Origin of the sequence: Actinoplanes sp. NPDC049802 (assembly GCF_040656595.1) — a bacterium.
In the GTDB taxonomy this organism is placed as follows: domain Bacteria; phylum Actinomycetota; class Actinomycetes; order Mycobacteriales; family Micromonosporaceae; genus Actinoplanes.
Genome location: NZ_JBFAMR010000051.1, coordinates 1 through 25,569 on the forward strand (window position 1 = coordinate 1; position 25,569 = coordinate 25,569).

22 protein-coding genes are annotated in these 25,569 nt (G+C 72.0%); 9 read left to right on the forward strand and 13 right to left on the reverse strand.

Features of this window, described 5'->3' with window-relative positions; genetic code table 11:
- Nucleotides 1–314 precede the first annotated feature (314 nt).
- The 5 genes from AB0I88_RS28590 (at nt 315) to AB0I88_RS28610 (ending at nt 5,832) form a co-directional block, all read left to right on the forward strand.
- Nucleotides 315–686 carry a hypothetical protein gene (locus AB0I88_RS28590; RefSeq protein WP_361031172.1) on the forward strand — a complete coding sequence of 124 codons (372 nt, stop codon included), beginning with the start codon at nt 315–317 and terminating at the stop codon, nt 684–686.
- Entirely contained in the window at nt 632–1,078 is a 447-nt protein-coding gene (locus AB0I88_RS28595; RefSeq protein ID WP_361031175.1) for a LamG domain-containing protein, read from the forward strand. The genes AB0I88_RS28590 and AB0I88_RS28595 overlap by 55 nt, the downstream gene beginning before the upstream one ends.
- A 256-nt stretch (nt 1,079–1,334) precedes the next feature.
- Entirely contained in the window at nt 1,335–1,799 is a 465-nt protein-coding gene (locus AB0I88_RS28600; RefSeq protein ID WP_361031178.1) for a DUF4396 domain-containing protein, read from the forward strand.
- 72 nt (nt 1,800–1,871) lie between these two features.
- Nucleotides 1,872–2,750, forward strand: a complete 879-nt coding sequence (locus AB0I88_RS28605; RefSeq protein ID WP_361031181.1) for a hypothetical protein — start codon at nt 1,872–1,874, stop codon at nt 2,748–2,750.
- Between the two features lie 10 nt (nt 2,751–2,760).
- Nucleotides 2,761–5,832 (forward strand): BTAD domain-containing putative transcriptional regulator, encoded by a 3,072-nt coding sequence (locus tag AB0I88_RS28610; RefSeq protein WP_361031184.1) that lies wholly within the window; start codon nt 2,761–2,763, stop codon nt 5,830–5,832.
- Here the strand turns inward: AB0I88_RS28610 and AB0I88_RS28615 are convergent.
- A complete protein-coding gene (locus AB0I88_RS28615) occupies nt 5,813–6,577 on the reverse strand; it encodes an ABC transporter permease (RefSeq protein WP_361031187.1) in 765 nt (254 codons plus the stop codon). The two genes, AB0I88_RS28610 and AB0I88_RS28615, sit on opposite strands and share 20 nt — an antisense overlap.
- Nucleotides 6,574–7,503, reverse strand: coding sequence for an ATP-binding cassette domain-containing protein (locus tag AB0I88_RS28620; protein ID WP_361031190.1), 930 nt, complete (start codon nt 7,501–7,503; stop codon nt 6,574–6,576). The genes AB0I88_RS28615 and AB0I88_RS28620 overlap by 4 nt, the downstream gene beginning before the upstream one ends.
- Nucleotides 7,504–7,721: 218 nt before the next feature.
- On the opposite strand from AB0I88_RS28620, the gene AB0I88_RS28625 reads away from it, so the two are divergent.
- Together AB0I88_RS28625 and AB0I88_RS28630 are read left to right on the forward strand one after the other, a co-directional pair.
- Nucleotides 7,722–8,561 (forward strand): DUF389 domain-containing protein, encoded by an 840-nt coding sequence (locus tag AB0I88_RS28625; RefSeq protein ID WP_361031193.1) that lies wholly within the window; start codon nt 7,722–7,724, stop codon nt 8,559–8,561.
- Between the two features lie 320 nt (nt 8,562–8,881).
- A complete protein-coding gene (locus AB0I88_RS28630) occupies nt 8,882–9,613 on the forward strand; it encodes a phosphotransferase (RefSeq protein WP_361031196.1) in 732 nt (243 codons plus the stop codon).
- Between the two features lie 384 nt (nt 9,614–9,997).
- Here AB0I88_RS28630 and AB0I88_RS28635 read toward each other — a convergent pair whose 3' ends face one another.
- Nucleotides 9,998–10,807 (reverse strand): alpha/beta hydrolase, encoded by an 810-nt coding sequence (locus tag AB0I88_RS28635; protein WP_361031199.1) that lies wholly within the window; start codon nt 10,805–10,807, stop codon nt 9,998–10,000.
- A 191-nt stretch (nt 10,808–10,998) separates the two neighbouring features.
- Between AB0I88_RS28635 and AB0I88_RS28640 the strand changes: the two genes are divergently transcribed.
- Nucleotides 10,999–11,790, forward strand: a complete 792-nt coding sequence (locus AB0I88_RS28640; protein WP_361031202.1) for a class I SAM-dependent methyltransferase — start codon at nt 10,999–11,001, stop codon at nt 11,788–11,790.
- Nucleotides 11,791–12,014: 224 nt separating this feature from the next.
- Here the strand turns inward: AB0I88_RS28640 and AB0I88_RS28645 are convergent, their stop codons facing one another.
- Genes AB0I88_RS28645 through AB0I88_RS28670 form a run of 6 tightly spaced genes read right to left on the reverse strand, consistent with a single transcriptional unit; the run spans nt 12,015 to nt 18,735 of the window.
- Entirely contained in the window at nt 12,015–13,769 is a 1,755-nt protein-coding gene (locus AB0I88_RS28645; protein ID WP_361031205.1) for an alpha/beta hydrolase domain-containing protein, read from the reverse strand.
- The gene (locus AB0I88_RS28650; protein ID WP_361031208.1) at nt 13,766–15,064 is read right to left on the reverse strand and encodes a sodium:proton antiporter; all 1,299 of its coding nucleotides are present in this window, start codon (nt 15,062–15,064) and stop codon (nt 13,766–13,768) included. Before AB0I88_RS28650 ends, AB0I88_RS28645 begins: the two co-directional genes overlap by 4 nt.
- The gene (locus tag AB0I88_RS28655; protein ID WP_361031211.1) at nt 15,061–15,906 is read right to left on the reverse strand and encodes a shikimate dehydrogenase; all 846 of its coding nucleotides are present in this window, start codon (nt 15,904–15,906) and stop codon (nt 15,061–15,063) included. The genes AB0I88_RS28650 and AB0I88_RS28655 overlap by 4 nt, the downstream gene beginning before the upstream one ends.
- Nucleotides 15,906–16,925 carry a TRAP transporter substrate-binding protein DctP gene (dctP, locus tag AB0I88_RS28660; RefSeq protein ID WP_361031214.1) on the reverse strand — a complete coding sequence of 340 codons (1,020 nt, stop codon included), beginning with the start codon at nt 16,923–16,925 and terminating at the stop codon, nt 15,906–15,908. Before dctP ends, AB0I88_RS28655 begins: the two co-directional genes overlap by 1 nt.
- 17 nt (nt 16,926–16,942) lie before the next feature.
- On the reverse strand, nt 16,943–18,223 hold the full coding sequence (locus AB0I88_RS28665; RefSeq protein ID WP_361031217.1) for a TRAP transporter large permease: 1,281 nt from the start codon (nt 18,221–18,223) through the stop codon (nt 16,943–16,945).
- Entirely contained in the window at nt 18,220–18,735 is a 516-nt protein-coding gene (locus AB0I88_RS28670; protein ID WP_361031220.1) for a TRAP transporter small permease subunit, read from the reverse strand. The genes AB0I88_RS28665 and AB0I88_RS28670 overlap by 4 nt, the downstream gene beginning before the upstream one ends.
- A gap of 153 nt (nt 18,736–18,888) precedes the next feature.
- Here AB0I88_RS28670 and AB0I88_RS28675 point away from each other — a divergent pair, with 153 nt between their 5' ends.
- Entirely contained in the window at nt 18,889–19,689 is an 801-nt protein-coding gene (locus AB0I88_RS28675) for an IclR family transcriptional regulator (RefSeq protein ID WP_361031223.1), read from the forward strand.
- Between the two features lie 85 nt (nt 19,690–19,774).
- On the opposite strand, the gene AB0I88_RS28680 is transcribed toward AB0I88_RS28675, so the two are convergent.
- The 4 genes from AB0I88_RS28680 to AB0I88_RS28695 are packed head-to-tail and all read right to left on the reverse strand — an operon-like array spanning nt 19,775 to nt 25,519.
- Nucleotides 19,775–20,254 (reverse strand): type II 3-dehydroquinate dehydratase, encoded by a 480-nt coding sequence (locus AB0I88_RS28680; protein WP_361031226.1) that lies wholly within the window; start codon nt 20,252–20,254, stop codon nt 19,775–19,777.
- Complete coding sequence (locus tag AB0I88_RS28685; protein WP_361031229.1) at nt 20,251–22,317, reverse strand: PQQ-binding-like beta-propeller repeat protein; 2,067 nt, start codon at nt 22,315–22,317, stop codon at nt 20,251–20,253. Before AB0I88_RS28685 ends, AB0I88_RS28680 begins: the two co-directional genes overlap by 4 nt.
- Nucleotides 22,318–22,328: 11 nt before the next feature.
- On the reverse strand, nt 22,329–24,062 hold the full coding sequence (locus AB0I88_RS28690; protein WP_361031232.1) for a thiamine pyrophosphate-binding protein: 1,734 nt from the start codon (nt 24,060–24,062) through the stop codon (nt 22,329–22,331).
- Nucleotides 24,062–25,519, reverse strand: coding sequence for an aldehyde dehydrogenase family protein (locus AB0I88_RS28695; RefSeq protein ID WP_361031235.1), 1,458 nt, complete (start codon nt 25,517–25,519; stop codon nt 24,062–24,064). Before AB0I88_RS28695 ends, AB0I88_RS28690 begins: the two co-directional genes overlap by 1 nt.
- Nucleotides 25,520–25,569: the final 50 nt, after the last annotated feature.

A 25,569-nucleotide genomic window follows, 5' to 3' on the forward strand; every position in this document is an offset into this window, starting at 1 on the left:
CTCGCTCACCGCTCAACCCACCGGCGACGGCCGCTTCCTGGTCCGCGCCACCGCCCCCATCGGAGTCGCCGCGTGATCCGGGTCCTGCTCGCCGAGCCCGGCGGGCGCGGCACCGGGCGCGGGTGGGCGGGTGATCGCGGGTCGCCCCGCCACGGGACGGGCAGGCGTACCGGATAGTGGTTCTCGGGTTTGTGACGTGCAGGCAGCGGAGCGGGCGCCGTGGGAGTTGCGGCCCTTCGCTGAGGCACCTCCTTTGGGGTCAGTCGCACAAATCCGTCTTGTCTGGTGTCGGCCGTTCCGGTGCACTCCCTGGCATGACGTTTCCGCGTTTTCTGACCGGCGCGGTGTGCGCCGCCGTCCTCGCCGCCACCCCGGCGACGGCCGCCCCGCCACCCGGTGAACTCGAACTTCACTACCTCGGCGACCTCGCCGGCCCGGCCCTGGTCGCCGACAGCAGCGGCAAGAACCTGCACGGCACCGTCGTCACCGGAGGCGGCGGCACGATCACCCCGGTCGACGGCTTCCTGCGCTTCCCGGGCGGCAGCTGCACCGCCGCGCCGTGTCCGCAAGCGATCATCCGCCCGGCGAGCTCGGTCACCCTCGTGCCCGGAGACCAGGGTGAGGGACTTTCGTGTACGGCGCCGCCATCCGCCTCACCGAGACGCCCTCACCGGCGGCCGGGATGAACGTGTTCCAGTTCGGCGCGGCGGGCGCCGGCGTCAGCCAGTGGAAACTCCAGGTCGACGCCGGCCGCCCGTCCTGCCGGTGGTCCGACGGCACCGGGTTCGTGCTGCTGCCGGCCGACCTGACGATGACGGTCGGCCGCTGGTACCGGGTGACGTGCGTCCGCCTGTCGCCGGTGCTGTTCCAGATCCGGGTGGACGATCCGGAGACCGGCCGCCAGGTGCTGCCGCCCGCCCAGCAGACCGGCCCGTTGCAGGACATCCTGCCCAGCGGCGCGGTGGTGATCGGCGGCAAACGGATCAACGCCGCCCAGAGCGACGTGGACACCGACCAGTTCCACGGCGACCTGGACGACATCGAGTTCGGGCGCCGGATCCTGCCCTCCGACGGCTGAACGCCGGTTTCCGGCTGCTGTGGCCCCCCAGCAGCCGGAAACCGGGCCCGGTCCGTCCGATTAGCATGAGCGGGTGGCCCCGCGGGAAGGACCACACAGTGGTCGATCGCCTTCTACAACACCCGAACACCACCGAGATCGGCCGATCCCTGACCATCGACAGCGGCCGGCGCGAGGTCGCCCTCACGTTCGTCCAGCGGTTCCACTGATCGGTCCGGCTGGCGCCGGTCCGCCCGTACCGGAAAGGATCGTGACGTTGAGCCAGCACGCCGATCACACTCATCCCGCCGGCCACGGCGGCTGGAACATGGCGGTCTCCGCCACCCTGCACTGTCTCACCGGCTGCGCCATCGGCGAGGTCCTCGGCATGGTCATCGGCACCGCGTTCGGTCTCAGCGACGCGGTCACCATCGTGCTGGCCGTCGTTCTGGCGTTCTTCTTCGGCTACCTGCTCACCATCCGCCGGGTCCGGCGGGCCGGGCTGCCGCTGCGCGAGGCGGTCCGGATCGCGTTCGTCGCCGACACCCTGTCCATCGCCGTCATGGAGATCGTCGACAACGCCGTCCTGGTCGCCGTCCCCGGCGCCATGGACGCCGGTCTGACCAGCGTCACCTTCTGGCTGTCGCTGGCCTTCGCGCTGGCCGTCGCGTTCGTCGTCACCGTCCCGGTCAACCGCTGGCTGATCGCCCGGGGCAAGGGCCACGCCGTCGTGCCGCACTGAGCGCGCCGGGGGCTGGTCCGGGACGGGCGGGTCTAGTCATGGGGCGTGTTGCGGGGCGGAAGGATGCCGTGGATGCGCCCCACATCGACGCTGATCGCCGTCTTCGGAGGTGCCGCCCTGGTCGGGGCGGTCGCCGCCGGGCTCGACGGCACCGATCTGCGGTACGGCGCGCAGATCGTGGCCCTGCTGGCGCTGGCCGCCTGCGTGATCGTGGCGGGGCGGGCCGCGCCGCGGCGGATGGTGGTGGCGCTGGCCGTGTTCTGCGTGCTGCTGACCGTGGCCTCGCTGGTGGACCTGGCCGCCGTACGGGCGCCGTGGCCGGAGCCGGCGCCCCGGGGCCCGAACGGGTGTCCCGTCGAGTCGCCCGCGATCACCGATTACTGGACCATGCGCCTGCGGTACGGCCAGCTGGCGGAACTGTTGCGGTGCGCCGCTCTGGTGTGCGCTGCCCTGGCCGTACGCGTGCTGCCCGGAACACGCCGCCGGAGTGTCCTGGTCGCGGCGCCGGTCGCCGTCGCCGTGACGGCCGGTCTCTTCACGGTCCTCTCGGGGCCGGCCGAACCCGGGCGGCTGATCGCGACCGTGCCGGGGCTGCTCACCCTCGGCGCGGCGGCGGTGGTGATCGCGGTGGCCGCGACCCGTACCGCCGGGGGTCTGCCGGCGCGGGCGGCGCTGATCGCGGGGGCCGTCCTGACGCTGGTTCCGGCACTGCCCGCGACGGAACGGCTCGCCCATCTGCACCGGCAGTTGCCGGAGCCGGAACCCGGCAGCGTCTTCCGGATCTGCGCCTACATGATCGTCCCGGACACCGCTCCCCCGCTGACCGACGTCGCCTCCGCCGCCGCTGTGGCGGCACTGTCGCTGGCCGCGCCCGCCCTGCTCGTCTGGGCCGCGCTGCGCCTGGCCGGGCAGCACCTGGCGGGAGACGGTTCGCGTACGGAGGCCCGCTAGGCTGACCGTAATGGCCGTCGCTCTGACCTTGCTGTCCTCGGTTCGCTGGCGTGGTGCGGAGATCACCGGATCCCGGCCGCGTGACCTTGTCGCGCTTCTGGCCGCCGACCTGCCCACCGGCTGCGGCAACGCCCGGCTGATCGACGCGCTGTGGCCCGGCGCGCGGCCGGAACATCCCACCAAGGCGTTGCAGACGGTGGTGTCGCGCACCCGCGCCATGCTGGGCGCCGACGTCATCGTGAGCACCCCGACCGGCTACCGGCTGGCGCTCAGCCCGGAGCAGCTCGACACGACGGCGGCCGTGCGGCACGCGGCGGCGAGCCGGCGGTGTGCCCGCGACGGCGATCACCGGGCGGCGCTGCGCCACGCGGACGCCGGGCTGGAGTTGTTCGCCGCCACCGATGCCGATGACGCCGCACCGGACTCTCCGGTGCGGATGTTGCGGGCCGGGCTCGAGGCGACGCGGTGGGAGCTGATCCGGGCCCGGGCGCTGGCCCTGTCGCGTACCGGCCGGCACGACGAGGCGGTCGCGCCGCTGGCCGGCCTCGCCCACCGGCATCCGCGCGACGAGGAGCTGCTGGCCGAGTTGCTGCGCTGTGAGGCCGCGACCAGCGGCGCGGCGACCGCGCTCACCCGGTACGACACCTTCCGGCGGGCGCTGCGCGAGGAGCACGGCACCGGGCCCGGGCCCGGACTGCAGGAGATCCACCGGGAGTTGCTGCTGCTCGACACGCCGGCGGTGCGGCGCGGGGTGCGTCACGAGCCGAACGCGCTGCTCGGCCGGGACGGCGACATCGGCGCCGTCACCGCCCTGCTGCGTGACTCGCGGGTGGTGTCGATCGTCGGCGCCGGCGGCCTCGGCAAGACCCGGGTCGCCTTCGCCGTCGCCGGGCAGGCGTCACATCGTACGGTGAATGTGGTCGAACTGGCCGGGGTCACCGCCGACGGTGACGTGATCGCCGAGGTGGCCTCGGTCGTCGAAGCCGGCGAGAACCGACCCGGTGCGGCGCCCGGCGCGGTGGACCGGATCGCCGAGGCGCTCGGGCCCGGCCCCGCCCTGCTGGTGCTCGACAACTGCGAACACGTCCTCGACGGCGTCGCCGGGCTGGTCCAGTCGCTGGTGTCGGCCGGCCGGGACCTAAGGGTGCTGACGACCAGCCGCGCCCCGCTGGGCCTGTCGTCGGAGCACGTGTACCCGCTTCCGCAGCTGGATCCGCCGACGATGGCCGACCTGTTCCGGCGCCGCGCCCGGGCCGTGCGCCCGGACGCCGACCTTCCGGACGGCGCGGTCACCGCGTTGTGTGCGCGCCTCGACGGCCTGCCGCTCGCGGCGGAGCTGGCCGCGGCCCGGGTACGGGTGATGTCGGTCGCCGAGATCAGCCGCCGCCTCGACGACCGGTTCACGCTGCTGCGGGCGGGTCTGCGTGACGCCCCGCGACGCCATCGCACCCTGCAGGCGGTGATCGAGTGGAGCTGGGATCTGCTGGACGACGACGGCCGGGCCGCCATGCGGGCGCTGTCGGTGTTTCCCGGCGGCTTCACCGTCGACGCCGCGCGGCATCTGATCGGCGACGACACGATCCTGGATCAGCTGGCCGAGCAGTCGCTGCTGAAGGTCACCGACGACGGGCCGCGGGCGCGCCTGCACATGCTGGAGACGGTGCGCGAGTTCAGCACGGCCCGCCGTCGTGAGGCCGGCGAGGACGAGCGGACGGTCACCCGGTTCCTCGGCTGGGCCCGCGATCTCGGCGCCGGCGGCCCGGACCCGGTGCTCACCGCCGATCTGCTGCCCGACCTGGCGCGCGTCCGGGCCGAACAGGACAACCTGGTGCAGGCGCTGCGGTACGGGCTGGACCGTGGCGACGGCGACGTGGTGGCGGTGACCGCGGCGATGCTCGGCAGCCTGTGGCTCACCGAGTCGAACTTCACCCGCCTGACCGCCCTGGCCCGGGACGCGCCGCCGGTGCTGTCGCGCACCCGTCCGGGCCCCGGCACGGTGGAGGCGGCCCGGACCGCAGCGGTGCTGTGCGCGGTCAGCGCGTACCTGCTGCGCGGGCCCGCCCCGCTGCGGGCCCTGGCGGTGCTGCGGCGGATGCCGGTGCCCGCCGCCGACACCGTGGTCCGGGCCGCGCAGGTGGCGCTGTGCGCGCCGGGCCCGCAGGCGTTGCGGGAGCTGTGCGACAGTGATCAGCCGCTGGTGGCGGGCACCGCCGGGTACGCGTACAGCTTCGTGGCCGAGCACGGCAACGACCTGCCCGGCGCGCTGCGGGCGGCCCGGCGGATGCTGGCCGGGATCGGCGACGACGGTGACCCGTGGATCCGGGCCGTCGCGCACGCCCGCATCGGCGAACTGTGCCTGCAGGTCGAGCCGGGACAGCCGGCCTTCGACCATCTGAACGAGGCTCTGCGCCTGATGCGGCAGCTGGGCGCGGCGCCCACCGTGGCCCGGGGACGGTGGGCGCTGCTGCTCGCCGACCTGCAACGCGGCGAGTACGACCGGGCCGAGCGGGGGCTGGAGCAGATCACCGGGGCCGGGGACAAACCGACCGGGCTGCCGTTGTTCGACGTGTGTGCCCGCGCCGAGATCCGGCTCGGCCGCGGCGACGTCGACGGCGGCCTGCGACTGTGGCGGGAGGCGGCCGGGCGGCTGCGCGACGACCCGGCCGGCGCCGCGTCGTGGGCGTGCGAGGTTCAGGTCGTCGCCGTCGTCACCCACGCCCACCACGGCCGTCTCGACCTGGTGCGGGATCTGACCGGCACGCTCACGGAGTCGGCGGCGACGACGGTGGGGGCCGCCCCGGTGGTGGAGTTCCCGGTGTGCGGCTCGCTGCTGCTGGTGCCGGCCCTGGTCGACCTGGACCGTGGGGCGGCGTCACGGGCGGTGCGGATGATCGCCCTCGCCGAGCGTTTCCGCTGGCTGAGCGGATTCCAGCCGACGATGTCGGGCGCCCGGATCCGCGAACTCGCCGAACAGGCCGACAAGGCGGCGTACGCCGTGGCGGTCACGGAGTACGCCGGCCTCGATCATGACGGGTTGCGGGCGGCCGCGCTGGCCCAGCTGATCAGACGGGATCGCGGCTGAACAGCGCCCGCGCCCACAGGTAACCGGCCACCGCCAGCACCAGGCACCATCCGACCGCGGGCAGGCCGGCGTGGTCGACGGGGACGCCCAGCATCAGCGCGCGCAGGGTGTCGGTGATCGGTGTGAACGGTTCGTGCGCGGCGAACCAGCGTACCGGCCCCGACATCGCCTCCGGCGGCACGAACGCGCTGGACAGGAACGGCAGCAGTTGCAGCACGAGGGTGAACGGGGCGACGCCGTCGGGGGTCTTGGCGGCCAGGCCGACGGCGACACCCAGCCAGGTCAGGGCCACCGTCATCATCAGCAGCAGCCCGGCCGCGCCGAGCAGCCGTACCGGGTCGCCGGCCGGGCGCAGGCCCAGCGCCACGGCGACACCGACCACCAGCAGCGCCCCCAGCATGGTCCGGACCGTGGAGCCGACGACGTGGCCGGTCAGCACCGCGGTCCGGGAGATCGCCATGCTCCGGAACCGGACGATGATCCCTTCGGTCATGTCCCGGTTCACGGCCAGGGCGGTGATGGTCGACCCGTACCCGACGGTCATCAGCAGGATTCCGGCCACGACGTAGTCGATGTAGTCGTCGCCGGGCGCCGCGGCGCCGAAACCCGCGCTCAGGGCGTCGCCGAAGACGCCGACGAACAGCAGCAGCAGAACCACCGGCAGGGCGATCGTCATGATGACCGCGCCCGGATTGCGGACGGTGTGGCGCATGTTGCGCCGTACCATCGTCGCCGCGTCTCTCATCGGGTCGCCTCCTCGTGCTGGTGGCCGGTGAGGGCGAGGAAGACGTCGTCGAGGTCGGGGGTGTGCACCGACAGGGACTCGACCGTGACGCCGGCCGTGTCCAGGCGGTCCAGCAGCCGGCGCAGCGCCGGCACCCCGCCGTCGCCGGGCACCTGCACCGTCAGCGCCTCCTCGTCGGGGGCCGCGCCGGGCAGGACTCCCACGGCGGCGGTCAGCGCGGCGGCGTCCGCGAAACGCAGCCGGACGTGGCCGCCGGGAACACCGCGTTTGAGCTGTTCCGGGGTTCCCTCGGCGACCACCCGGCCCTGGTCGAGCACGGCGATCCGGTCGGCGAGTTGGTCCGCCTCCTCCAGATACTGGGTGGTCAGGAAGACGGTCACGCCACCTGCGACGAGGTCGCGGATCGTCTGCCACATCATCCGGCGGCTGCGCGGGTCGAGTCCGGTGGTCGGCTCGTCGAGGAAGATCACCCGTGGGTCGCCGATCAGCGTCATCGCCAGGTCGAGGCGGCGCCGCATCCCGCCGGAGTAGGTGGAGGCGACCTGGCCGGCGGCGGCGCCGAGGTCGAACCGGTCGAGCAGTTCGGTGACCCGCCGCTGTCGGTCGGCGCGGCCCAGACGGTGCAGGTCGGCCATGAGCTGAAGGTTCTCCGTGCCGGTGAGCAGGTCGTCCACGGCGGAGAACTGGCCGGTCACGCCGATCGCCGCGCGTACCCGGTCGGGTGCCCGGGCCAGGTCGTGCCCGGCGACCGCGGCGTGCCCGCCGTCGAAGCCGATCACCGTCGACAGGATCCGTACCGTCGTGGTCTTGCCGGCCCCGTTCGGGCCCAGCAGGGAGAACGTCGTGCCTTCCGGAACGTTCAGGTCGATGCCGTCGAGGACGGTTCGTTCACCGAACGACTTACGCAGCCCGGTCACCGCGATCATGCTGGCTCCTCCTCCGTCGTGCCCGGGTGGCCACGATCCGCCGACAGCATGCGCGCGGCCGGATTCACACCGGTGTCGCCGCGGCTTCACGGCGCCCTCGCCGCCGCCGGCGGCGGCCGTAGACTGCCGGGTGTGCTGCATGTCCGGGTGATCACGCCGCCGTCGGTCACCGCGCGTCTGACCAGCGTGCTCGCGAGGACCCGGGGATCGCCCACCTGATGGTGCTGCCCGGCGCGGCGATCTCCCCGGACGGTGACGTGGTCGAGTTCGACGTCGTCCGTGAAGGAGCCGACACCGTCCTCGACCGGCTCCAGACCCTGGGACTCGACCGTGACGGGGCGATCGTGGTCGAACGCGTCGACGCGACGCTGTCGGCGTCGGCGGACCGGGCCGCCCGCCGGGTGCCCGGGCTCGGCGCCGACGCCGTGGTGTGGCACGAGATCGAGCACCGGACCGGCGAGGAGACCGAACTGTCGGCCGCCTTCCTGGCGTTCATGACCATAGCGACGATCATCGCCGCCATCGGGGTGCTGCTGGACCAGCCGATCCTCATCGTCGGTTCCATGGTCGTCGGACCGGAGTTCGGGCCGCTCGCGGCACTCTGCGTGGGCTTGGCGCTGCGCAAGGGCCGGCTCGTGCGTGACTCGGCGCTGGCCCTCCGCGTCGGCTTCCCGGTCGGCATGGCCGTCACCGTCGGCGCGGTGTGGCTGTTGACCGCCGCCGGCCTGGTGAACAAGTCCATGCTGCTGGCCGACCGGCCGCTGACCGACTTCATCTGGCAGCCCGACGCGCTGTCCTGGGTGATCGGCTTCCTCGGCGGCGTCGCCGGGATCCTCTCGCTGACCTCCGCGAAGTCGGGCACCCTCGTCGGCGTGCTGATCTCGGTCACCACGGTGCCCGCGGCAGCCAACGCCGCCGTCGCGGTGGCCTACGGCGTCACCGACGAGGCGCTCGGATCCGCGCTGCAACTGGTCGTCAACCTGGCCGCGATCGTCGTCGGCGGCCTGTTGACGCTGCTGATCCAGCGGTCCGCGTGGCGAAGGATGCGCCGGGGCTGAGGGGGCTCCGCCTGCTGCCGTCCCCCGAGTGCCGGCTTCCTGAAATCGGCGGGCGCGGTGTCGGCCCGGGCAACCACCGGCGAAGTGGGCATGGTCATCGCAGACGTCCGGTGAAAGGGCCGAGCCGTAGCGGCGATCGGGCCCGCCGGCTGCTGGATCATCGCGTGCCGGCGCGCCCGATCGGGTCAGGAGCTACGGGTTATCCCACTCCTGACGCCATCATCTTGTAGTTGCCAGCAGACTGCGACAAGGGCCCTATTGCGGCCAAGGGCGTGCCGGCCGACCCACCACCGAGGCCGAGCGCCCGTAAAATCCGGGCGATGGGATGGGAGGCGCTTTCGGAGTGGGGTGCGGACGCCACCCGTGTCGAACCGCTCACCGGCGGGGTCGCCAACGACGTGTGGAGCGTACGCGTCGGCGGGCGCCTCGCGGTCGGCCGGCTCGGTTCCCGAAGCGACGCCGATCTGGCGTGGGAGACCGAACTGCTCAGCCACCTCGACCGTGCGGGCCTGACGGTACCGGCGCCGATCCCGGCCATGGACGGCCGGCTCTTCGCCGACGGCCTGATGGTGATGACCTACCTGGAGGGTGGACCGCCCGAGACCCCGTCCGACTGGCGCCGTGTCGCCGGCACGGTGCGGAAGCTGCACCGGTTGACGCGGGGCTGGCCGCAGCGGCCGGGCTGGCGGTCGTCGACGGACCTGCTGCACGCCGACACCGGGACGAGGATCGACCTGCGGGCGATGCCCCCGGAAGGCGTGGCCCGGTGCCGCGCGGCGTGGGCACGGCTGGCCGGGCGCCCGGCATGTGTGGTGCACGGCGATCTCAACCCCGGCAACGTCCGGGTCACCGCGAACCGGGTCGCGCTGATCGACTGGGACGAGTCACGTGTCGACGTCCCCGACCTGGACCTGGTGCTGCCCGGCAACGCCGCCGGTTTGGACGGCGCCGCGTACGACATCGCCGCGCAGGCGTCGGCCGCGTGGGAGGCCGCCGTCTGCTGGAAGGACGACTACGCGGTCAAGCGGCTCGCCGAGGTCCGGGCCGTGTGAGAACACCGTCCGGCGATCGGGTCGGCATCGGGGCTCCGGCGGCGACGGCTGACGTTCGGGTCCGGTGATCGCCGTGGCCTCCCCCGACGACGTCCTCGGCCTCCTGTTCGGATCGCCGGGGAAGCCGCCGCGCGGACGAAGCGGCACCCGTGTCGATCCACACCCGGACCACCCCGGTGGCAGCCAGGTAACGAGGGCCGACAGTCAGGATCGGGCCGATCATGGCCGCTTCCGGTTCCGGCCCGACACGTCCACCGCCTGATCCAGGATTCGCCGGGCATCCTCCCGGACACTCCAGATGCCCTGATCGCGGATGTCCGTCAAACGGTGCACGCCCACCGCGGTCCTGCCGGTCGACTCGGATCCGTCGCAAGATGCGAATCGTTAGATCGCGGCGTGGCCGAGGACGTCGTCGAGGAAGTCGGCGCCGGTCTCGGTGAGGGTGCCCACCTCGACGCTCGCGCCGGTGAAGACGTGGCCCGCGCCCTCGACCGGCAGCACTTCGCACCGTACGCCCTGGGCCTGCATCGCCGCGGCGAAGCCGACGGCGTCCGCGAACGGGACGATCTCGTCCTCGGTGCCGTGCACCAGCAGGAACGGCGGGGCGTCCGGGTGGACGTTGTGCAAGGGGCTGGCGAGCCGCGCGAGGGCCGCGCGTTCGGCGAGCGGGCCGCCGAGCAGCAGTGCCGGGTTTGTGAACGGGTCGTCCTGGTTCCGCAGGCTGGACAGGTCGCCGGCGCCGTACCAGAGGATGACGGCCTGAAGCGCCGTGTCGCCGGTGCCGGTGAGCCCGGCGATCGCCGCCAGCTGGCCGCCGGCCGACTCGCCCAGGGCGGCGAACCGGCCCGGGTCGAGCCGCAGCGCCGCGGCGTGGTGGCGCAGCCAGCGGATGGCGGCGTCGATGTCGGCCTGCTGCGCCGGGTACGTGGCCTCCAGCGCCAGCCGGTAGTCGACGTCGGCGACCGCGTACCCTCGGGCCACCATGCGCTCGTGGAACCGCTGGTCCACGGTCCACACCCGGCTGCCGCCCACCCAGCCGCCGCCGTGTATCCAGAGCACGACCGGGAACGGGCCGTCGCCCGGCGGCACATGCAGATCCAGCTGCAACGGGCGGTATCCGAAGGGAGTCGAGACCACGCAGCCGGCGTGGGTGAGCGTCTTGCGTGGTTCAGGGACGGGCTGAGGATCAGGCATGGATCCATCATGCCGTCGCGAGTGCTGCGGTGGTTGCCGGCGAGATGGTGCCGCAGCACGCACGCGCCGCCGAGTCCGGCTTGGTCGCAGGTCACGGGCTTCGGCGGCAAGCGGATCGCGGCGCAACAGTGAGGCCGTGAGCTCCACCAACGCGGTTGTTGATTGCCCCGTCCGTGAATACGGTGGGAATCATGACGGCGGATCTGTTCGACGCGGCGGCGATGTACGACGAGGACTACCTGCATTTTTTCGCTTCGCCGGGGGGTGGCAGCGCGCCGACGCACGGGCCTGTGGTGGGAACGGCGTATGCCGCCACGTCCGCCGCCGCTGACATCGTCTGGCGGCTGCTGGATCTGCGACCCGGGATGAGCGTGCTCGATCTGGCCTGTGGCCACGGTGCGCTGGCGAACGCCTTGGCGGCCCGTGGTTGCGAGGTCACCGGCCTCGACTCGTCGGCGGTGTTCCTCGACCGGGCTCGAACCGACGCCGCGGCGATGGGCGTGGACGTCGAGTACGTCGCGGGTGACATGCGGCGACTTCCGGGATGGACGGGACGGTTCGATCGTCTGGTCAACTGGACGACGGCCTTCGGATACTTCGACGACCCCGCCAACCGCAACGTCCTTGCGGAGATCGCTCGAGTCCTGCGGCCCGGCGGGCGAATGGCCATGGATCTGGACAACCTGGCGAGGTTCCTTGCCTCGTACACCCCGTCGCGAATCACGGCGGCCCGGGAGAACGGTGACATGCTTGTCGACCGTCACCACTGGGACCCGCTGACTGGGCGCTTCGAGGTCGAACGCACGGTGGTCCGCGACGGTCAGGTCCGCAGATTGACCTTCCTCAAGCGATTGTTCGGCTTTCCTGAGCTGCGCGATTGGTGCACGGCTGCGGGGTTCACCACCGTGGCAGGGTACGGCGAAGACGGTAGGCCACTGAACGCCGGACACGATCGGATGATGGTGATCGCGGAGCTTCCGTAGCACCTGTGCCTTTCGCCGCAGTCGCCGGGCAGGTGTCTGGACGGCCTGGTGGCTCTCCGGCTCGCGAGCGGTCCCCCGCGTTGGTGCCGATGATCGGCGACACAACACAGACCACGGCCCGGCCCAGTGGCGCCGAGAACGACCGGCACCCAACTCGCGTAGCCTCCCGTCGCGGTCGGGCTTTCGGGTGCGGACGGCTGGTCGTCCGGTGGCTCGTCCTCGGGTCACGCGCCGTGCCCGGTGGGCGGGCCGGGAGTGAGGCGCTGGATCAGTTCGGTCGCGTAGCCGTCGAGCAGGGCGGCCTGTTCGACGGTGGCCCGGCCGAGTCGCCGCTGCCGTTCGAGGAGGTCACGGTAGTCCTCCAGGGCCCGCACCGCCACGGCGTAGTGGTGCGGCTGCCGCGCCGGGTCGGTTTGGCCGCGGGCTACCGCGAGGGTCGCGTCGTCGAGCGTGTGCAGCAGCCGGTCGCCGCCGCGCTGGTAGAGGAAGGCGGTGTGGTCGCGCAGCAGTTGGGTGGACGGCTGGATCGGGAACTGGCTGACGTTGGCGCACAGTTCCCGGCATTCCAGGTCGCGGCCGGTCAGGGAGGTGTGGGCGTCGCGCAGCATCTCGGCGGCGTCGGGGAGCAGCACGTAGCCGTCGCGGACGTTGCGGGCCGTGGCGGCGGTGAACTGTCGCAGGTAGGTGGGCCGGTCGGGGTAGAGGGCGGTGAGGGTGGCCCGGTCGAACGGAAGGTGGGTGCCGTTGAGGAAACACAGTCCGCCCGCTCCCGGCGGGTTCTCGTTGATGCCGGTGTCGAGGGCGACGGGCACCTGGAAGGGTGCGAGCCGGAGACCGCCGAGGGCGTTGCCGTGCTGGTCGCGCTGGACGGTCAGACCGTCGGGGCCGAGGGTGATCAGCGGTGCGGTGGGCGGTGGTGTGCCGTGTCGTGCCCAGCGGGCGAGGTGGTGGGTCGCCGCGGACAGGGTGTACCGGTCGGGGATGCGGCTGCGGCTGGGGCGGGCACAGTTGTCGCGCAGCGGCGCGGTGGGCTGGTCGCGTCGCAGGAGGGCGTAGCGGACGGCGAACGAGGCCCAGTCGGAGTGGGAGGTGCCGGCGACGGCCCAGGTGCGCATCCGGCGGGTGTCCGGTTGCAGGGAGCTGATCTCGTTGGCGGAGCTTGCCGGTGGTGCGGCGAACTCGGTTTCGGACAGCACCTTGAACACGGGGATGGGCAGGTCGTCGCGGAGGCGTTCGCCGCCGACGTAGAGCAGGACGGCGTCGGCGACGGGCCGGGTGCGGGGCTGTACGGCGTTGACGAACACGGAGACACGGCCGGCCGACTGGGACACCCCGGCGGCGATGACGGTGCCGATCCGGTTCTGGAGGCCGCCGAGCACACCGGCACGGCGCACCGCCTGGAGTCCCTGGGCGTAGGCGTCGAACGACAGCGCGTCGCCGGCGGGCAGGTCGAGGGCGGCGTACCGCTGGGGGTCGAACGCTTTGAGGCCGAGGACCGGGTGGGTGACGGGGGCGCTCTGTGCGGTGATGCCGACCCAGGCGTAGCCGTCGCGGAGCAGGAACTCGTGGGTGCGGAACCAGTACGCCTCGACGTCGTACTGGCTGGTGGCGTTGAGCCATTCGACGATGACGGTGCCGTTGAACGCGGCGGGGTGCGCCGGCCGGCGGACGACCATGCGGGTGGTGTAGGGATGGCCGCTGGAGACGATGTTCGCGGTCGGTGACGGGGTGGGCCGGGCGCCGATGCCGGGTGCGACGGTCGCGTCGTACACGTTGGCGTGCCCGCTGTAGAGGTATTCCTGTTCGACGTAGCCGCGGGCGGGCAGGTCGAGGTCGCTGGCGAAGAAGGGTCGCGGCGGCAGCGGGCCGGTGACGGCGGGGACCGGGACGGTGGGCGCGCCGGGCGCGGCGGTGGCGGGCGCCGGGCTGATGCCGGCCAGTACGAGGGTGAGCAGTACGGCGGTGGTCCGTCTTCTCATGGTGGGCTCCCGGGTGGGAAGAACAGGAAGGTGGTGGCTGCCAGGACGGGCAGCATGACGATCAGGGCGACGGCGGCGTACGCGAAGAAGTGCGGCATGCGGACGCCCCGGTGTTCGGCGACTTCCTTGACCATCAGGTTGGGGCCGTTGCCGATGTAGGTGAGCGCGCCCATGATCACGGCGCCGCAGGAGATGGCGTAGAGCAGGTCGCTGCCGGTGGGGGTGCTGATCAGCGTGTTCAGGTAGGTGGGGTCGTCGATGCTGATGCCGAGCAGGCCGGCGGCGACGGCGGTGAAGGCCAGGTAGGTGGGGGCGTTGTCGAGGCCCGACGACAGCGCCCCGGTGGCCCAGAAGTACTGCCACGGTTCGGTGAGGCCGGTGTCGGCGGCGCGGGCGTTGAGGATGAGCAGCGGCTGGGTCATGGTGACGAACACGGCGGCGAAGATGATCGCGACGGAGGCGATCGGGCCGAAGGTGAAGTGGTTGTCGCGGTGCACGCCGGGTGGGGTGATCCGCCAGGACAGGTAGGTGATCGCCCACAGGCCGGCGGCTGTCACGGGGGCGGGGAGCCGGGCCACCAGCAGCAGCACGACGGCGGCGAGCAGGAGCAGGTTGCGGCGGCCTTCGACGCGCAGCGGCTCGTGGACGATGAGCTGGTCCATCAGGCCGGTGGCGAGGTCCTGGCGTTCCTCGCGGTTGACCAGGAACTGGTCGATCAGGTTGAACATCAGGATGAGTACGCCGTTGACGAACAGCCACGGCCCCCACAGGCGCAGCGTCCAGTCGAACGGGACGCCTTTGAGGTAGCCGAGGTAGAGCGGTGGGTCGCCGATCGGGGTGAGCAGGCCGCCGGCGTTGGCGACGATGAGGATGAAGAAGACGACCAGGTGGGCGCGGCGCCGGCGGCGGGCGTTGGCGCGCAGGAAGGGGCGGATCAGCAGCATGGCGGCGCCGGTGGTGCCGACCAGGTTGGCGAGGACGGCGCCGACGGTGAGCATGCCGGCGTTGGCGAGGGGGGTGCCGGCGAGGGAGCCGCGCAGGTGGATGCCGCCGGCGATGACGTACAGGGCGGCGAGCAGCGACAGGAACGACACGTATTCGGTGAGCGAGTGGGCGAGCGCGGCGGGGCCGCCGTCGGCGGTGAGCAGGTGCGCGGCGGCGGGGGCGGCGAACGCGGCGCAGACGAGCGCTTTGCTGGTGAGGCGGCTCCACCAGCCGGCGGCGAGGACTTCGAGGAGGGCGACCGTGATCAGCAGTGCCGGGAACGGCGCGGCCGACCACAGTGGCGGGTTCACCGGCCGGTGCGCAGCAGGTCGGCGGAGTCGGCGAGCATCGCGGCCGGGTCGGCGGGCACGCCGGTGAACAGTTCGAAGGCGGCGACGGCCTGGTGGACGCTCATGGCGACGCCGGGCAGGGTGAGGGCGCCGGCGATGCGGGCGGCCCGCAGCAGGGCGGTGTCGGCGGGCCGGTAGACGAGGTCGGCGACCCACAGGCCGGGGCGAAGGCATTCGGGGGGTACGGGTGAGCCGGGGTGGTGGTCCATGCCGACCGGGGTGGCGTTGACGACCCCGTCGGCGGTGGTGAGCAGTGCGGCCAGGTCGGCGGGGTGGCCGGCGGCGCACCGGGCGCCGAGTCGCCCGGCGAGGTCGGCGGCGCGTCCGGGTTCGACGTCGACGATGGTCACCCGGTCGGTGCCGAGGTCGAGCAGGGCGTGGGCGACGGCCGCTCCGGCGCCACCGGCTCCGAGTTGCACGACGTGCCGGCGGGGCGCGTCGGCGAACGTCTCCAGGAAGCCGCGCCGGAACCCGTACCCGTCGGTGTTGTGGCCTTTGACGGTGTGGTCGTCGAAGACGACGGTGTTGACGGCGCCGAGGGTGCGTGCCTCGCCGGAGAGGTCGTCGAGGTGGTTGATGATCTGCTGTTTGAACGGGTGGGTGATGTTGAGGCCGCGGTAGCCGAGGGTGCGGGCCCAGCGGAGCACGTCGGGCAGGTCGCCGGCGTGCAGGTGGCGGGCGTTGGAGTCGATGGTGGTGTAGATGAGCCGGATGCCGTGCCGGTCGGCCTCCCGCTGGTGCAGCAGTGGGGAGTGGGACTGGCCGATGCCGGCACCGACCAGTCCGATCAGCACGTGATCCATCAGGCGGAGGCCCGGATGCTCTTGTAGAGCTCGAGGTTCGCGCCGGTGTAGTGGGAGTTGAAGTACGCCTCGGCCTTGGCGATGAAGGCCTGCTTGTCGACCTGGTCGGCTTCGACGACGGTACGGGTGGAGTCGCCCCGCCATCCGTCGAGGACCGTCTTGGTCTCGTCGTCGACGCATTTGCGGTTCTCGGCGCGGATGTCGTGGACGGCGGTGAAGAGGGCGTCCTTCTGCGGCTGGCTCATCTTGGCGAGGGTCTTGTCGGAGATCACCACGTAGTGGGCGCCGACCTGGTGGTCGGTGAGGCTGGCCACCTTGAGGATCTCGTCGAATTTCTGGGCGTGGGTGGCGACGACCGGGTTCTCCTGGCCCTGGGCGACGCCCTGTTGCAGGGCGAGGTAGAGCTCTTCGACGGCGATGGCGACCGCGTTGGCGCCGAGGGCTTCGGCGTTGGCGAGGAACTGCGGCGTGTTCGGGAAGCGGATCTTGAGGCCGGACAGGTCGGCGGGTTTGCGGATCTCCTTGGTGGCGGTGAAGGTGCGCATACCGAAGTACCAGGAGTCGATGATGGTGGTGCCGGTGGCCTTGTTGAAGTCGGCGAAGAAGGTCTTGCCGTTCTGGTCGACCCATTTGAAGAAGTGGTCGATGTCGTTGAAGGCGTAGGCGGCGTCGAGGACGCCGATCTGCGGGAAGGCGGTCGACATGGCGGATCCGCCTTGCAGGTCCATGTCGATGTCGCCGCTCTGGACGCCGGCGAAGCGTTCGGCGTCCGGGCCGAGCTGGCTGTTGGGGAACAGGTCGATGGTGAGGTTGAGGTCCTGCCGGCCTTCGAGGCGTTCCTTGAGCAGTTGCATGCCGCAGCGGTAGTTGGGCTGGGTCTCCGGCTGAGAGCTGCCGATCTTGATGGTGATCTGCGGGTTGGCGCCGTCGCCGGCGCCGGTGTCGTTCTCTTGGGTGGTGCATCCGGTGGCGAGGAGAAGGGGTAGCAGGATCGCCGCGGCGATCTTCGATCGGTGCATGTTGTTCTCCCGAATCGTCAGAATCCGAGGACTTTGGGCAGCCACAGCACGATGTCCGGTAGTGCGGTGACCGCGATGAGGACGATCAGCAGCGGGATCAGGAACGGCGCGACCCCGCGGAAGACGACGTCGACCGGTTTCCCGGTGACCGAGCTGGTGATGTAGAGGACGCTGCCGACCGGTGGGGTGAGCAGCCCGAGCATCAGGTTGATGATCATGACGACGCCGAAGTAGATCGGGTCGATGCCGAACTGGACGGCGATCGGCAGCAGCACCGGCACGGTGACCAGGATGACCGCGGTCGCGTCGATGAGGCAGCCGAGGATCAGCAGGATGATGTTGACCAGGAGCATGAAGATCCACGGGTTGTCCGAGACGCCGGTCAGGAACGCGGCGACGTCGCGGGACACGTGGGCGCGGGTGAGGATCAGGCCGAGCAGGGCGGCGGCGCCGAGGATCAGCATGATGCCGCCGGTGATCGCCGCCGTCTCCCGGGCCGCCTGCAGGATCACCGGTGCCCGCAGGGTGCGGTAGACGACGCCGAGGATCAGCATGTAGAGCACGGCGACCGAGGCCGCCTCGGTCGGGGTGAAGACGCCGGACAGGATGCCGCCGAGCAGGATGACCGGGGTGAGCAGGGGGCCGACCGCGCCGATCGACGCTTTGGTGAAGCGGGCCCGGTCGAAGGGGACCGAGGTGAACTGGGGGCGCCGGGCGGTCCAGAGGAAGATGTAGACGCAGAGGCCGGCGGCCATCGCGAAGGCGGGGATCACCGAGGCGGCGAAGAGGGCGCCGGTGGAGACGGTGGCGGTGGCGGCGTAGATGACGGCCGGAATGCTGGGTGGCATCACCGGGCTGATCAGGGACGACGAGGCGGTCAGGCCGGAGGCGAAGCCGTGCGGATAGCCGGCTTTGACCATCTGCGGGATCTGCATCTTGCCGAGACCGGCGACGTCGGCCAGGGCGGAGCCGCTCATCCAGGAGAAGCCGACGGCGGAGCCGACGTTGACGTAGGCCAGGTTGCCGCGCAGCCGGCCGAGCGCGGCGAGGCAGAACTCGTAGAGACGGTCGGCGATGCCGAGGCGGTTGGCCAGGACGCCGACCAGGATGAACAGGGGCACGGCCAGCAGCGGGAAGCTGTTGAGGCCGTCGAAGGTGGTTTTCAGGGCGAAGCCGGGTGAGCGGCCGTCGGCCAGCGCGTACCACAGGCTGGGGCCGATGAAGGCGAGGCCGACCGGGACCCGCAGGAACAGCAGGACGGCAATGGCGGCGCCGACCATCCACAGTTCGAGGATCATCTCGCCTCCGCCGCGTCGAAGTGGGCGTCGGGGCGGTGGGCGACGAAGATGCGCACGGTGGCGCGCACCGCGCCGGAGATGAAGCCGGCCAGCGGGACGGCGTAGAGGATCCAGAGGGGTACGCCGAGGGCGGCGGTCTGCCGGTCCGGGTACATCAGGATCAGGTGGTAGGCCTCCCAGGCCAGCATCGCGCAGATGATCGCGGTGAACGCGGCGGAGAGCGCTTTGACGATCGTGAAGGCGACGCCTTTGGCCAGGTAGTCGACGATCTGGATCATGATGTGGCCGTTGTTGCCGATCAGGTAGCCGACCATCACGAAAGTCAGCACGATCAGTGAGTAGCTGGCCAGTTCGCTGACGCCGGGCCAGTTGAGCGCCGGCACGTACCGGCTGATCACCTGCCACAGGACGCTCACGAAGATCACCGCCAGCGCGGCGACGGCGACCCACAGCTCGGCCGAGCCCCAGGCACGCAGGGGCGCCGGCTCGCGCCACTCGACGGGTGTGCTCAACGAAAGGACCTCACTTCCGCCAGCTGTCTGAACCACTGTGCGGACCGTTTGGACCGTCACATGGACTGCGTGTAACGTACGGGCGTCGATCCGTTCACGCAAGAGGCCGGGTGCCGCCGGTCCCCGATGTGGGAAATGCAGCAGAATCCTCGGGTGAGCACCGGCACGAGAGAGTGGGTCACCGTGGAGAAACCGGCCGAGTCCGCCGACCAGCAGGGCGTCCGCAGCGTCCAGCGCGCCCTGGGCATCCTCGGCCTGCTCACCGACGACCGGCCGATCATCTCCGTGCGCGACATCGTCGAGGCCACCGGCCTGGCCAAGACCACCGTGCTGCGCCTGGTGTCCACCCTCGAACAGAACGGGCTGCTGTGGGCCACCAGCGGCGGCTACATGGCCGGGCCCGGCCTGTGGCGGTGGGCGCACCTCGCCCGCCGCGGCTGGGAGCTGCCGCCCGAGACACAGAGCGGCATGCGCGAGCTGGCCGCCCGCTGCCGGGAGACCGTCAACCTGTACGTGGCCCGCGACGTCCACCGGGTCTGCGTCGCCCAGCAGGAGAGCCCGCAACCGTTGCGGCACGTCGTGCACGTCGGCGACGAGCTGCCGATGTGGGCCGGCGCGTCGTCGAAGGTGCTGCTGCGCGACGCCCCGCCCACCCTGCTCGACCGGATCGCCAAGGGCTCGCCGCACGGCCCCGGGCACGCCTCGGTCATGCGGGCCTGGATCGACGAGACCACCCGCAACGGCTTCGGGGAGAGCCACGGCGAACGAGAGGAGGGCCTGTCCGCCGTGGCCGCCCCGATCGTCGGCCGCTCCGGCACGGTGGTGGCCGCGCTGTCGCTGAGCGGGCCGACGGTCCGGTTCACCCCCGCGAAGGTCGCCGAGTTCGCCGCCGACCTGAAACGGATGGCCCGGCAGATCGCCGAACGCGGCTTCGACAGCCCGTTCGGCGGCTGACCGGCTCACCGCGGCGGCACCGGCCGGCCGGTGCACGCCGGCGTGGGGACCGCGTACACCTCGGCACCGGCCGCGCGCGGGGCGTTCAGATCGTCGCGGGCGATCCGGCCGCAGCCGATGACTCCGGCTCGCACCACACCCTCCCGGCCAGGCCGCGCATGGCGAGTTCGTAGACCTCCGCCCCGAATCCGGCCAGGAAGCCGGTGGCGGCGGCCGCGGTCAGCAGCCGCCGGTAGAGCGGCTCGCGCCCGAACACGTTGGTCAGGTGCACCTCGACGACCGGCTGCTGAAGCATTCGCAGCGCGTCGTAGAGGGCCACCGACCGGGTCGACAGCCCGGCCGGGTTGATGATCACCGCCGACGACGTCTCGTACGCCTGATGCACCCAGTCGATCAGCTGCCCTTCGGCGTTGGACTGGCCGAGGAACAGCTCGAAGCCCAGCTCCCCGGCCAGCAGCGTGCACCGCCGTTCGATCTCGGCCAGCGTCACCCGCCCGTACAGTTCCGGCTCCCGCCGCCCGAGCATGTTCAGGTTCGGCCCGTTGAGGACGGCCAGCGGCCTCACGGCGTCACGACCTCGATCTTGCCGGTCGAGCGGGGACTGGCCGGGTCGTTGAAGAAGTACTCCCCCGCCCGGTCGAACGTGTACGTGAACGACTCCCCCGGCGCCAGCCGCACGTCGAACAGTCCCTCGAAGAACTGGGTGACCCCGCGTGTGCCGGCGTTGCCCGGATGGTTGGTGAACGTGACCGTGGTCCCCACCGGAACCCGCAGGTGGGTGGGCGCCATCGACGCGACCCCGAACGATTCGGCCGTCCCGGTCGAGGTCCGCCCGATGATCACCGTGTTGGCGACGGCCGCCCCGTCGACCGGCCCGCCGGACACCGGCCGCCGGATCACCGGGGGTGGCGGGGTCACCGCCGGGCCGAGCGCCCCGTCGATCTCGAACGCCCACAGGAAGTCCCCGCGCGGCGCCGAGTTCCCGTACGGAATGCTGGTCCCACCGGCGAAGACGGCCAGATACTCCTTTCCGCCGGCCCGGTACATGATCGGGCTGGAGCTGATCGCCGCCCCGGTCTGGAACCGCCACAGCTCCCGGCCGGTGCGCGCGTCCATGGCCAGCAGATTGCCGTCCGGCCGGCCGATGAACAGCAGATCGGTGGCGGTCGTCAGGATCCCGTTGCCGTGGGCCAGCGAATACGGCATCCGCCGCTTCCACCGCACCCGGTTGGTGGACACGTCGACCGCCACGATCCCGCCGGTCTGGTATTCGCCGGGCGGCCGCAGCCCGTTGGCGGTCTCGGTGAGCGAGTGCGCCGACGCCACGTACCCGAATCCGGTGTAGACGAGCCCGGTGCGGTGGCTGAACGACAGATGCGACCAGTCGGCGCCGCCGCCGTGGCCGGGGATCGACAGGATCGGCACGTCCCAGTGCGGGTCGTAGAGGGCACCCCGCACGTAGTTGGGGACCGCCCGGTTCGGGTCGCCGGGCACCGACGTGCCCAGCGGCTGGTCGACGACCCGTTGCTCGGTCCAGCCGCCCTGCACCGGGAACGGCTGCGTCGGCCACGTCTTCTGCCGCGGCTCCTGCGGGACCGGCCGCTCCACGATGCCGAGCGGGGCGGTGCCGTCGATGCGGTCGAGGATGAAGAACATGCCGGACTTGCTGCCGTAGACGACCACCTTGCGCATCCGCCCGTGGATGCGGACGTCGGCCAGCACCGGCGACATCACGTTGTCCATGTCCCAGATGTCGTGGTGGACCGACTGGAAGTGCCACCGGTAGGCGCCGGTGCGCATGTCCAGCGCCACCAGCGAGTTCGCGAACAGGTTCGAGCCGCCGCGCGCCGACCCGTCCTGCGACGAGTTGCTGCCGCGGGCGTTGCCGAACGTCCAGTAGGTCAAACCCAGCTCCGGGTCGACGGCCGGATGGATCCACGGTGTGGCGCCACCCTCGGCCCACGAGTCGCCCTCCCAGGTGTCGTTGCCGAGCTCCCCCGGACCGGGCGTGCCCCAGAAATGCCACAACAGATCACCGGTACGGGCGTCGAGCGCGAGGGCGGCGCCACGCGGGCCGTCGTTGGTGCCGCAGAACAGCAGCCCGTCGTGGTGCACGACGGCGACCTTCTCGATGTTGCCGAACCCGTTGATCTGCCGCTCCCACGCCACCTGCCCGGTCTGCTGGTCGAGGGCGATCACGTAGTTGTCGTTGGACTTGGTGTAGACGTAGCCGTTGCCGACCGCGACACCACGCCGGGTCAGCGCGCCGCGCGTCTGGTCGTAACGCCACTTCGTCTGCCCGGTCACGCCGTCGACGGCGACGACGTTGCCCAGGGCGGACTCGATGTAGAGGACCCCGTCGACGGCGACCGCGGTGCTCTGGCTGTTTCCGCTGCGCAGACCGCCCTCGATCGAGTTCATCCAGGCGCCGCGCAGACGGCGTACGTTGCCGGGGTTGATGCGGCGCAGCCCGCTGTAGTTCTGGTTGCCGAGGTTGCCGCCGACCTTGGGAAAATCCGCCCCGCCGGGGGTGTCGCAGGACGTGCGGCGCGGCGCCGCCGGAATGCCGGGCACCACGGCGAGCGCGGCGGCGCCTTTCAACAGGTTTCTTCTATCGATGTACGCCACGTGAATTCCCTCTATTCGAAGACGCCTTGATAGATGTCCTTGATGTTCCAGTGCCCCGGGGTGGGCACCGGCTCGTTGACCATCGGCACGTCGATGACGGCCGGCCGGCGCGCTTGGAGGGCGGCCCGCAGCGCGTCGGCGAAGCCGGCGGCGCTCTCGACCGGGTAGCCGTCCGCCCCGCACGCCCGCCCCAGCGCCGCGAAGTCGGGGCTGTACGGCTCCCCGTCCGGCCCGGTGAAGTCGCACCCGTAGCTGCGGCCGAAGTTGCCGGCCTGCAGATCGGAGATGGTGCCGTGCGACCGGTTGTTCATCACCACGAAGATCACCGGGGCGCCCTGTTCGACGGCCATCGGCAGGGCGGGCAGCTGGGCGCTCATGCCGCCGTCACCGATCAGCGCCACCACGGTGCGGCCGGGTTCGGCGATCTGCACGCCGACCGCGGCGGCCGGCCCGAACCCCATCGTGGACGCGCCGCCCGGGGTGATGAACCGGCCGGCGGCGGGCAGCTCGTAGCACTGGGCCACCCCGTTCTTGTTCCAGCCGACATCGGTGACCAGCACGGCGTCGGCCGGGAGCAGCGCCCGCAGGTCGGTGAGGATGCGTTCCGGGCGCAGCGGGAACCGGTCGTCGGCGCCGCGGCCCCGGCTGTCGGCGAACAGCGTGCGCCGGGCGGCGGTGATGGTCTCGCGCAGCCCTTCCCGGCGGTGCGGGCGCGGCTGGTGGGCGTGCACGGCGGTGCTGATCGCCTGGACCGCCCGGCTGACGTCGGCGACCGCGCCGACGGTGACCGGGAAGTTGCGGCCGATCTCGGCCGGGTCGACGTCGATCTGGACGAGCCGGCCGGGCGGGAAGCTCCAGGTGTAGCGGCGGTCCCAGGAGCTGGCGTCGGTCTCGGCGAACCGGGTGGCCAGCGCGAGCACGACGTCGGCCTCGCGGGTGCGCCGGTTGGTCATCTCCAGGCCCCAGAAGCCGGGCATGCCGAGCAGCAGCGGATGGTCGTCGGGCAGGGTGCCCTTGGCCATCAGCGAGTGCACCACCGGGATGTCGAGGTGTTCGACGAGGGCGCGCAGCGCGTCCAGCCCGGGGCCGCGGCGCAGCCCGCCGCCCAGGTAGACCAGCGGCCGTTCGGCCTCCAGGAGCAGGTCGGCGATCTCCCCGGCGACGTCGGCGGGCAGATCGGGCCGTTGCGGCACGGCGAGCGGGTACGCGACCGGCGTGACCGGCCGGGAGAAGTGGTCCATCGGCACGCTCAGCAGCACCGCCCCGGGACGGCCGGACGCGGCGGTCCAGAAGGCGCGTTCGGTGAAGCGGGCCAGGTCCTCGGGCCGGTGCACCTGCCAGGCGCGTTTGACGAACGGCCGGTAGACGGCGGTCTGATCGGCGTCGGAGTGCAGGTTGATCTCCTGGTGCGGGTGCCGGCCGTGGTAGTAGGAGGGGATGTCGCCGGCGATCGCGACCAGCGGCACCGAGTCGAGGGCGGCGGTCATCACGCCGGTGACCGCGTTGGTCATGCCGGGGCCGACGTGCAGCAGCACCACCCCGGTGCGGCCGGTGGCCCGGGCGTAGCCGTCGGCGGCGTGCGCGGCGGCCTGCTCGTGGCGGGCGATGACGAACTCGACGCTGCTGCGGCCCAGCGCGTCGAGCAGGGCGATGTTGGTGTGCCCGCAGGTGCCGAAGACGTGCTCGACGCCGTACGACTCGAGCTGGGCGACCATCGCCTCGGCGGCGCTCACCGTGGTGTCCATCAGATCTCCTCCGCCGTGCCGAACAGGGATGTGCCGCGCAGCAGGAGGGTTTTGACGACGGTGTAGTCGTCGATCATCCAGCGCGGCGACTCGCGGCCGAAACCGGAGTCCTTGACGCCGCCGAACGGGACGTGGTCGAGGCGGAAGTTCGACGAGCCGTTGACGATCAGGCCGCCGACCTCCAGTTCGCGCCACGCGGTGACGATGCGGCGGACGTCGTGGGTGAACAGTCCGGCCTGCAGCCCGTACCGGCTGTCGTTGCAGGCGGCCAGCACGTCGCCGAAGTCGTCGTAGGCGAGCACGCCGACGACCGCGCCGAACACCTCCTCGCGGACCAGCCGGGCGTCGGCGGGCGGCGACGCCACGACGGTGGGCTGCACGATCGCCCCGTCGCGGCGGCCGCCGGTGGTGATGGTGGCGCCGGCGGCGGCGGCCTGCCGGGCCCAGTCGACGACCCGTTCGGCGGCGTCGTCGCCGACCATCGAACCCACGTCGGTGCCCGGGTCGAGCGGGTCGCCGACGGTCAGTTTCCGCACCTCGGCGGTGAACGCGGCGACGAACCGGTCGTAGCGGGAGCGGTGCACGTAGACGCGCTGCACCGAGATGCAGCTCTGACCGGAGTTGCTGTAGCCGGTCGCCGCGCAGACCCGGGCGGCCGCGTCGATGTCGGCGTCCTCGCAGACGATCGTCGCGGCATTGCCACCCAGCTCCATGACCAGGCGTTTCGCCCCGGCGGCGCGGGCCACCGCGTGGCCGGTCGCCGGGCTGCCGGTGAAGCTGATGACCCCCACCTCGGGCGCGGCGCTCAAGGCCGAGCCGACCGCGGCGCCGCCGTGCAGCACCTGCACCGCCTCGGGCGGCAGGCCGCAGTCGAGCAGCAGCCGCACCACCGCGACCGAGGCGGCGGGCGCTTGCGGCGGCGGTTTGACCAGGGTGGTGTTGCCGGCCGCGAACGAGGCGGCCAGCTTGTGGGCGAGCAGGTTGGCGGGGGCGTTGAACGGGGTGATCGCCAGGGCCACCCCGACCGGCGCCCGGTAGGTGAACGCGGTGTTGCCGACCCCGCGCGCGAAGCCCGCGACCGGCAGCACCTCGCCGCCGATCCGGCGGGCCTCGGCGGCCGAGACGGTGAACGTGTCGGCGACCCGGTCGATCTCGCCGCGGCCGTCCTTGACGGGTTTGCCCAGCTCCAGGGCGAGCAGCCGGGCCAGGTCGTCGCGGCGCCGCAGCGCCTCGGCGGCGGCGCGCTCCAGGATCCCGGCGCGGGCCGCGGGCGACATCCGGGCCACCGCCCGAGATCCTTTCCGGGCGTACGCGAGAGCCGTCCGGACGTCGTGTTCCTGAGCCTGCCGGGCCGAGCTGACGACCGCGCGGGTCCACGGGCCGACCCGGTCCTCGCGCGGGCCGTCGCCGACCCACTCGCCGGCGATCAGGCAGGGGGTGACAGCGGTGTGCTCCATCGGTCATCCGATCCGCTTGGTGGTCCATCTGGACCGTCCTGTGGACTAGG

Bases quoted from the DNA above. Each gene is read 5' to 3' on its own strand.
- AB0I88_RS28590 (WP_361031172.1), top strand. From the start codon at position 315: ATGACGTTTCCGCGTTTTCTGACCGGCGCGGTGTGCGCCGCCGTCCTC.
- AB0I88_RS28605 (WP_361031181.1), top strand. From the start codon at position 1,872: ATGCGCCCCACATCGACGCTGATCGCCGTCTTCGGAGGTGCCGCCCTG.
- AB0I88_RS28610 (WP_361031184.1), top strand. From the start codon at position 2,761: ATGGCCGTCGCTCTGACCTTGCTGTCCTCGGTTCGCTGGCGTGGTGCG.
- AB0I88_RS28615 (WP_361031187.1), bottom strand. From the start codon at position 6,577: ATGAGAGACGCGGCGACGATGGTACGGCGCAACATGCGCCACACCGTC.
- AB0I88_RS28620 (WP_361031190.1), bottom strand. From the start codon at position 7,503: ATGATCGCGGTGACCGGGCTGCGTAAGTCGTTCGGTGAACGAACCGTC.
- AB0I88_RS28625 (WP_361031193.1), top strand. From the start codon at position 7,722: ATGGTGCTGCCCGGCGCGGCGATCTCCCCGGACGGTGACGTGGTCGAG.
- AB0I88_RS28630 (WP_361031196.1), top strand. From the start codon at position 8,882: ATGGGATGGGAGGCGCTTTCGGAGTGGGGTGCGGACGCCACCCGTGTC.
- AB0I88_RS28635 (WP_361031199.1), bottom strand. From the start codon at position 10,807: ATGCCTGATCCTCAGCCCGTCCCTGAACCACGCAAGACGCTCACCCAC.
- AB0I88_RS28640 (WP_361031202.1), top strand. From the start codon at position 10,999: ATGACGGCGGATCTGTTCGACGCGGCGGCGATGTACGACGAGGACTAC.
- AB0I88_RS28645 (WP_361031205.1), bottom strand. From the start codon at position 13,769: ATGAGAAGACGGACCACCGCCGTACTGCTCACCCTCGTACTGGCCGGC.
- AB0I88_RS28655 (WP_361031211.1), bottom strand. From the start codon at position 15,906: ATGGATCACGTGCTGATCGGACTGGTCGGTGCCGGCATCGGCCAGTCC.
- dctP (WP_361031214.1), bottom strand. From the start codon at position 16,925: ATGCACCGATCGAAGATCGCCGCGGCGATCCTGCTACCCCTTCTCCTC.
- AB0I88_RS28665 (WP_361031217.1), bottom strand. From the start codon at position 18,223: ATGATCCTCGAACTGTGGATGGTCGGCGCCGCCATTGCCGTCCTGCTG.
- AB0I88_RS28690 (WP_361031232.1), bottom strand. From the start codon at position 24,062: ATGGACACCACGGTGAGCGCCGCCGAGGCGATGGTCGCCCAGCTCGAG.
- AB0I88_RS28695 (WP_361031235.1), bottom strand. From the start codon at position 25,519: ATGGAGCACACCGCTGTCACCCCCTGCCTGATCGCCGGCGAGTGGGTC.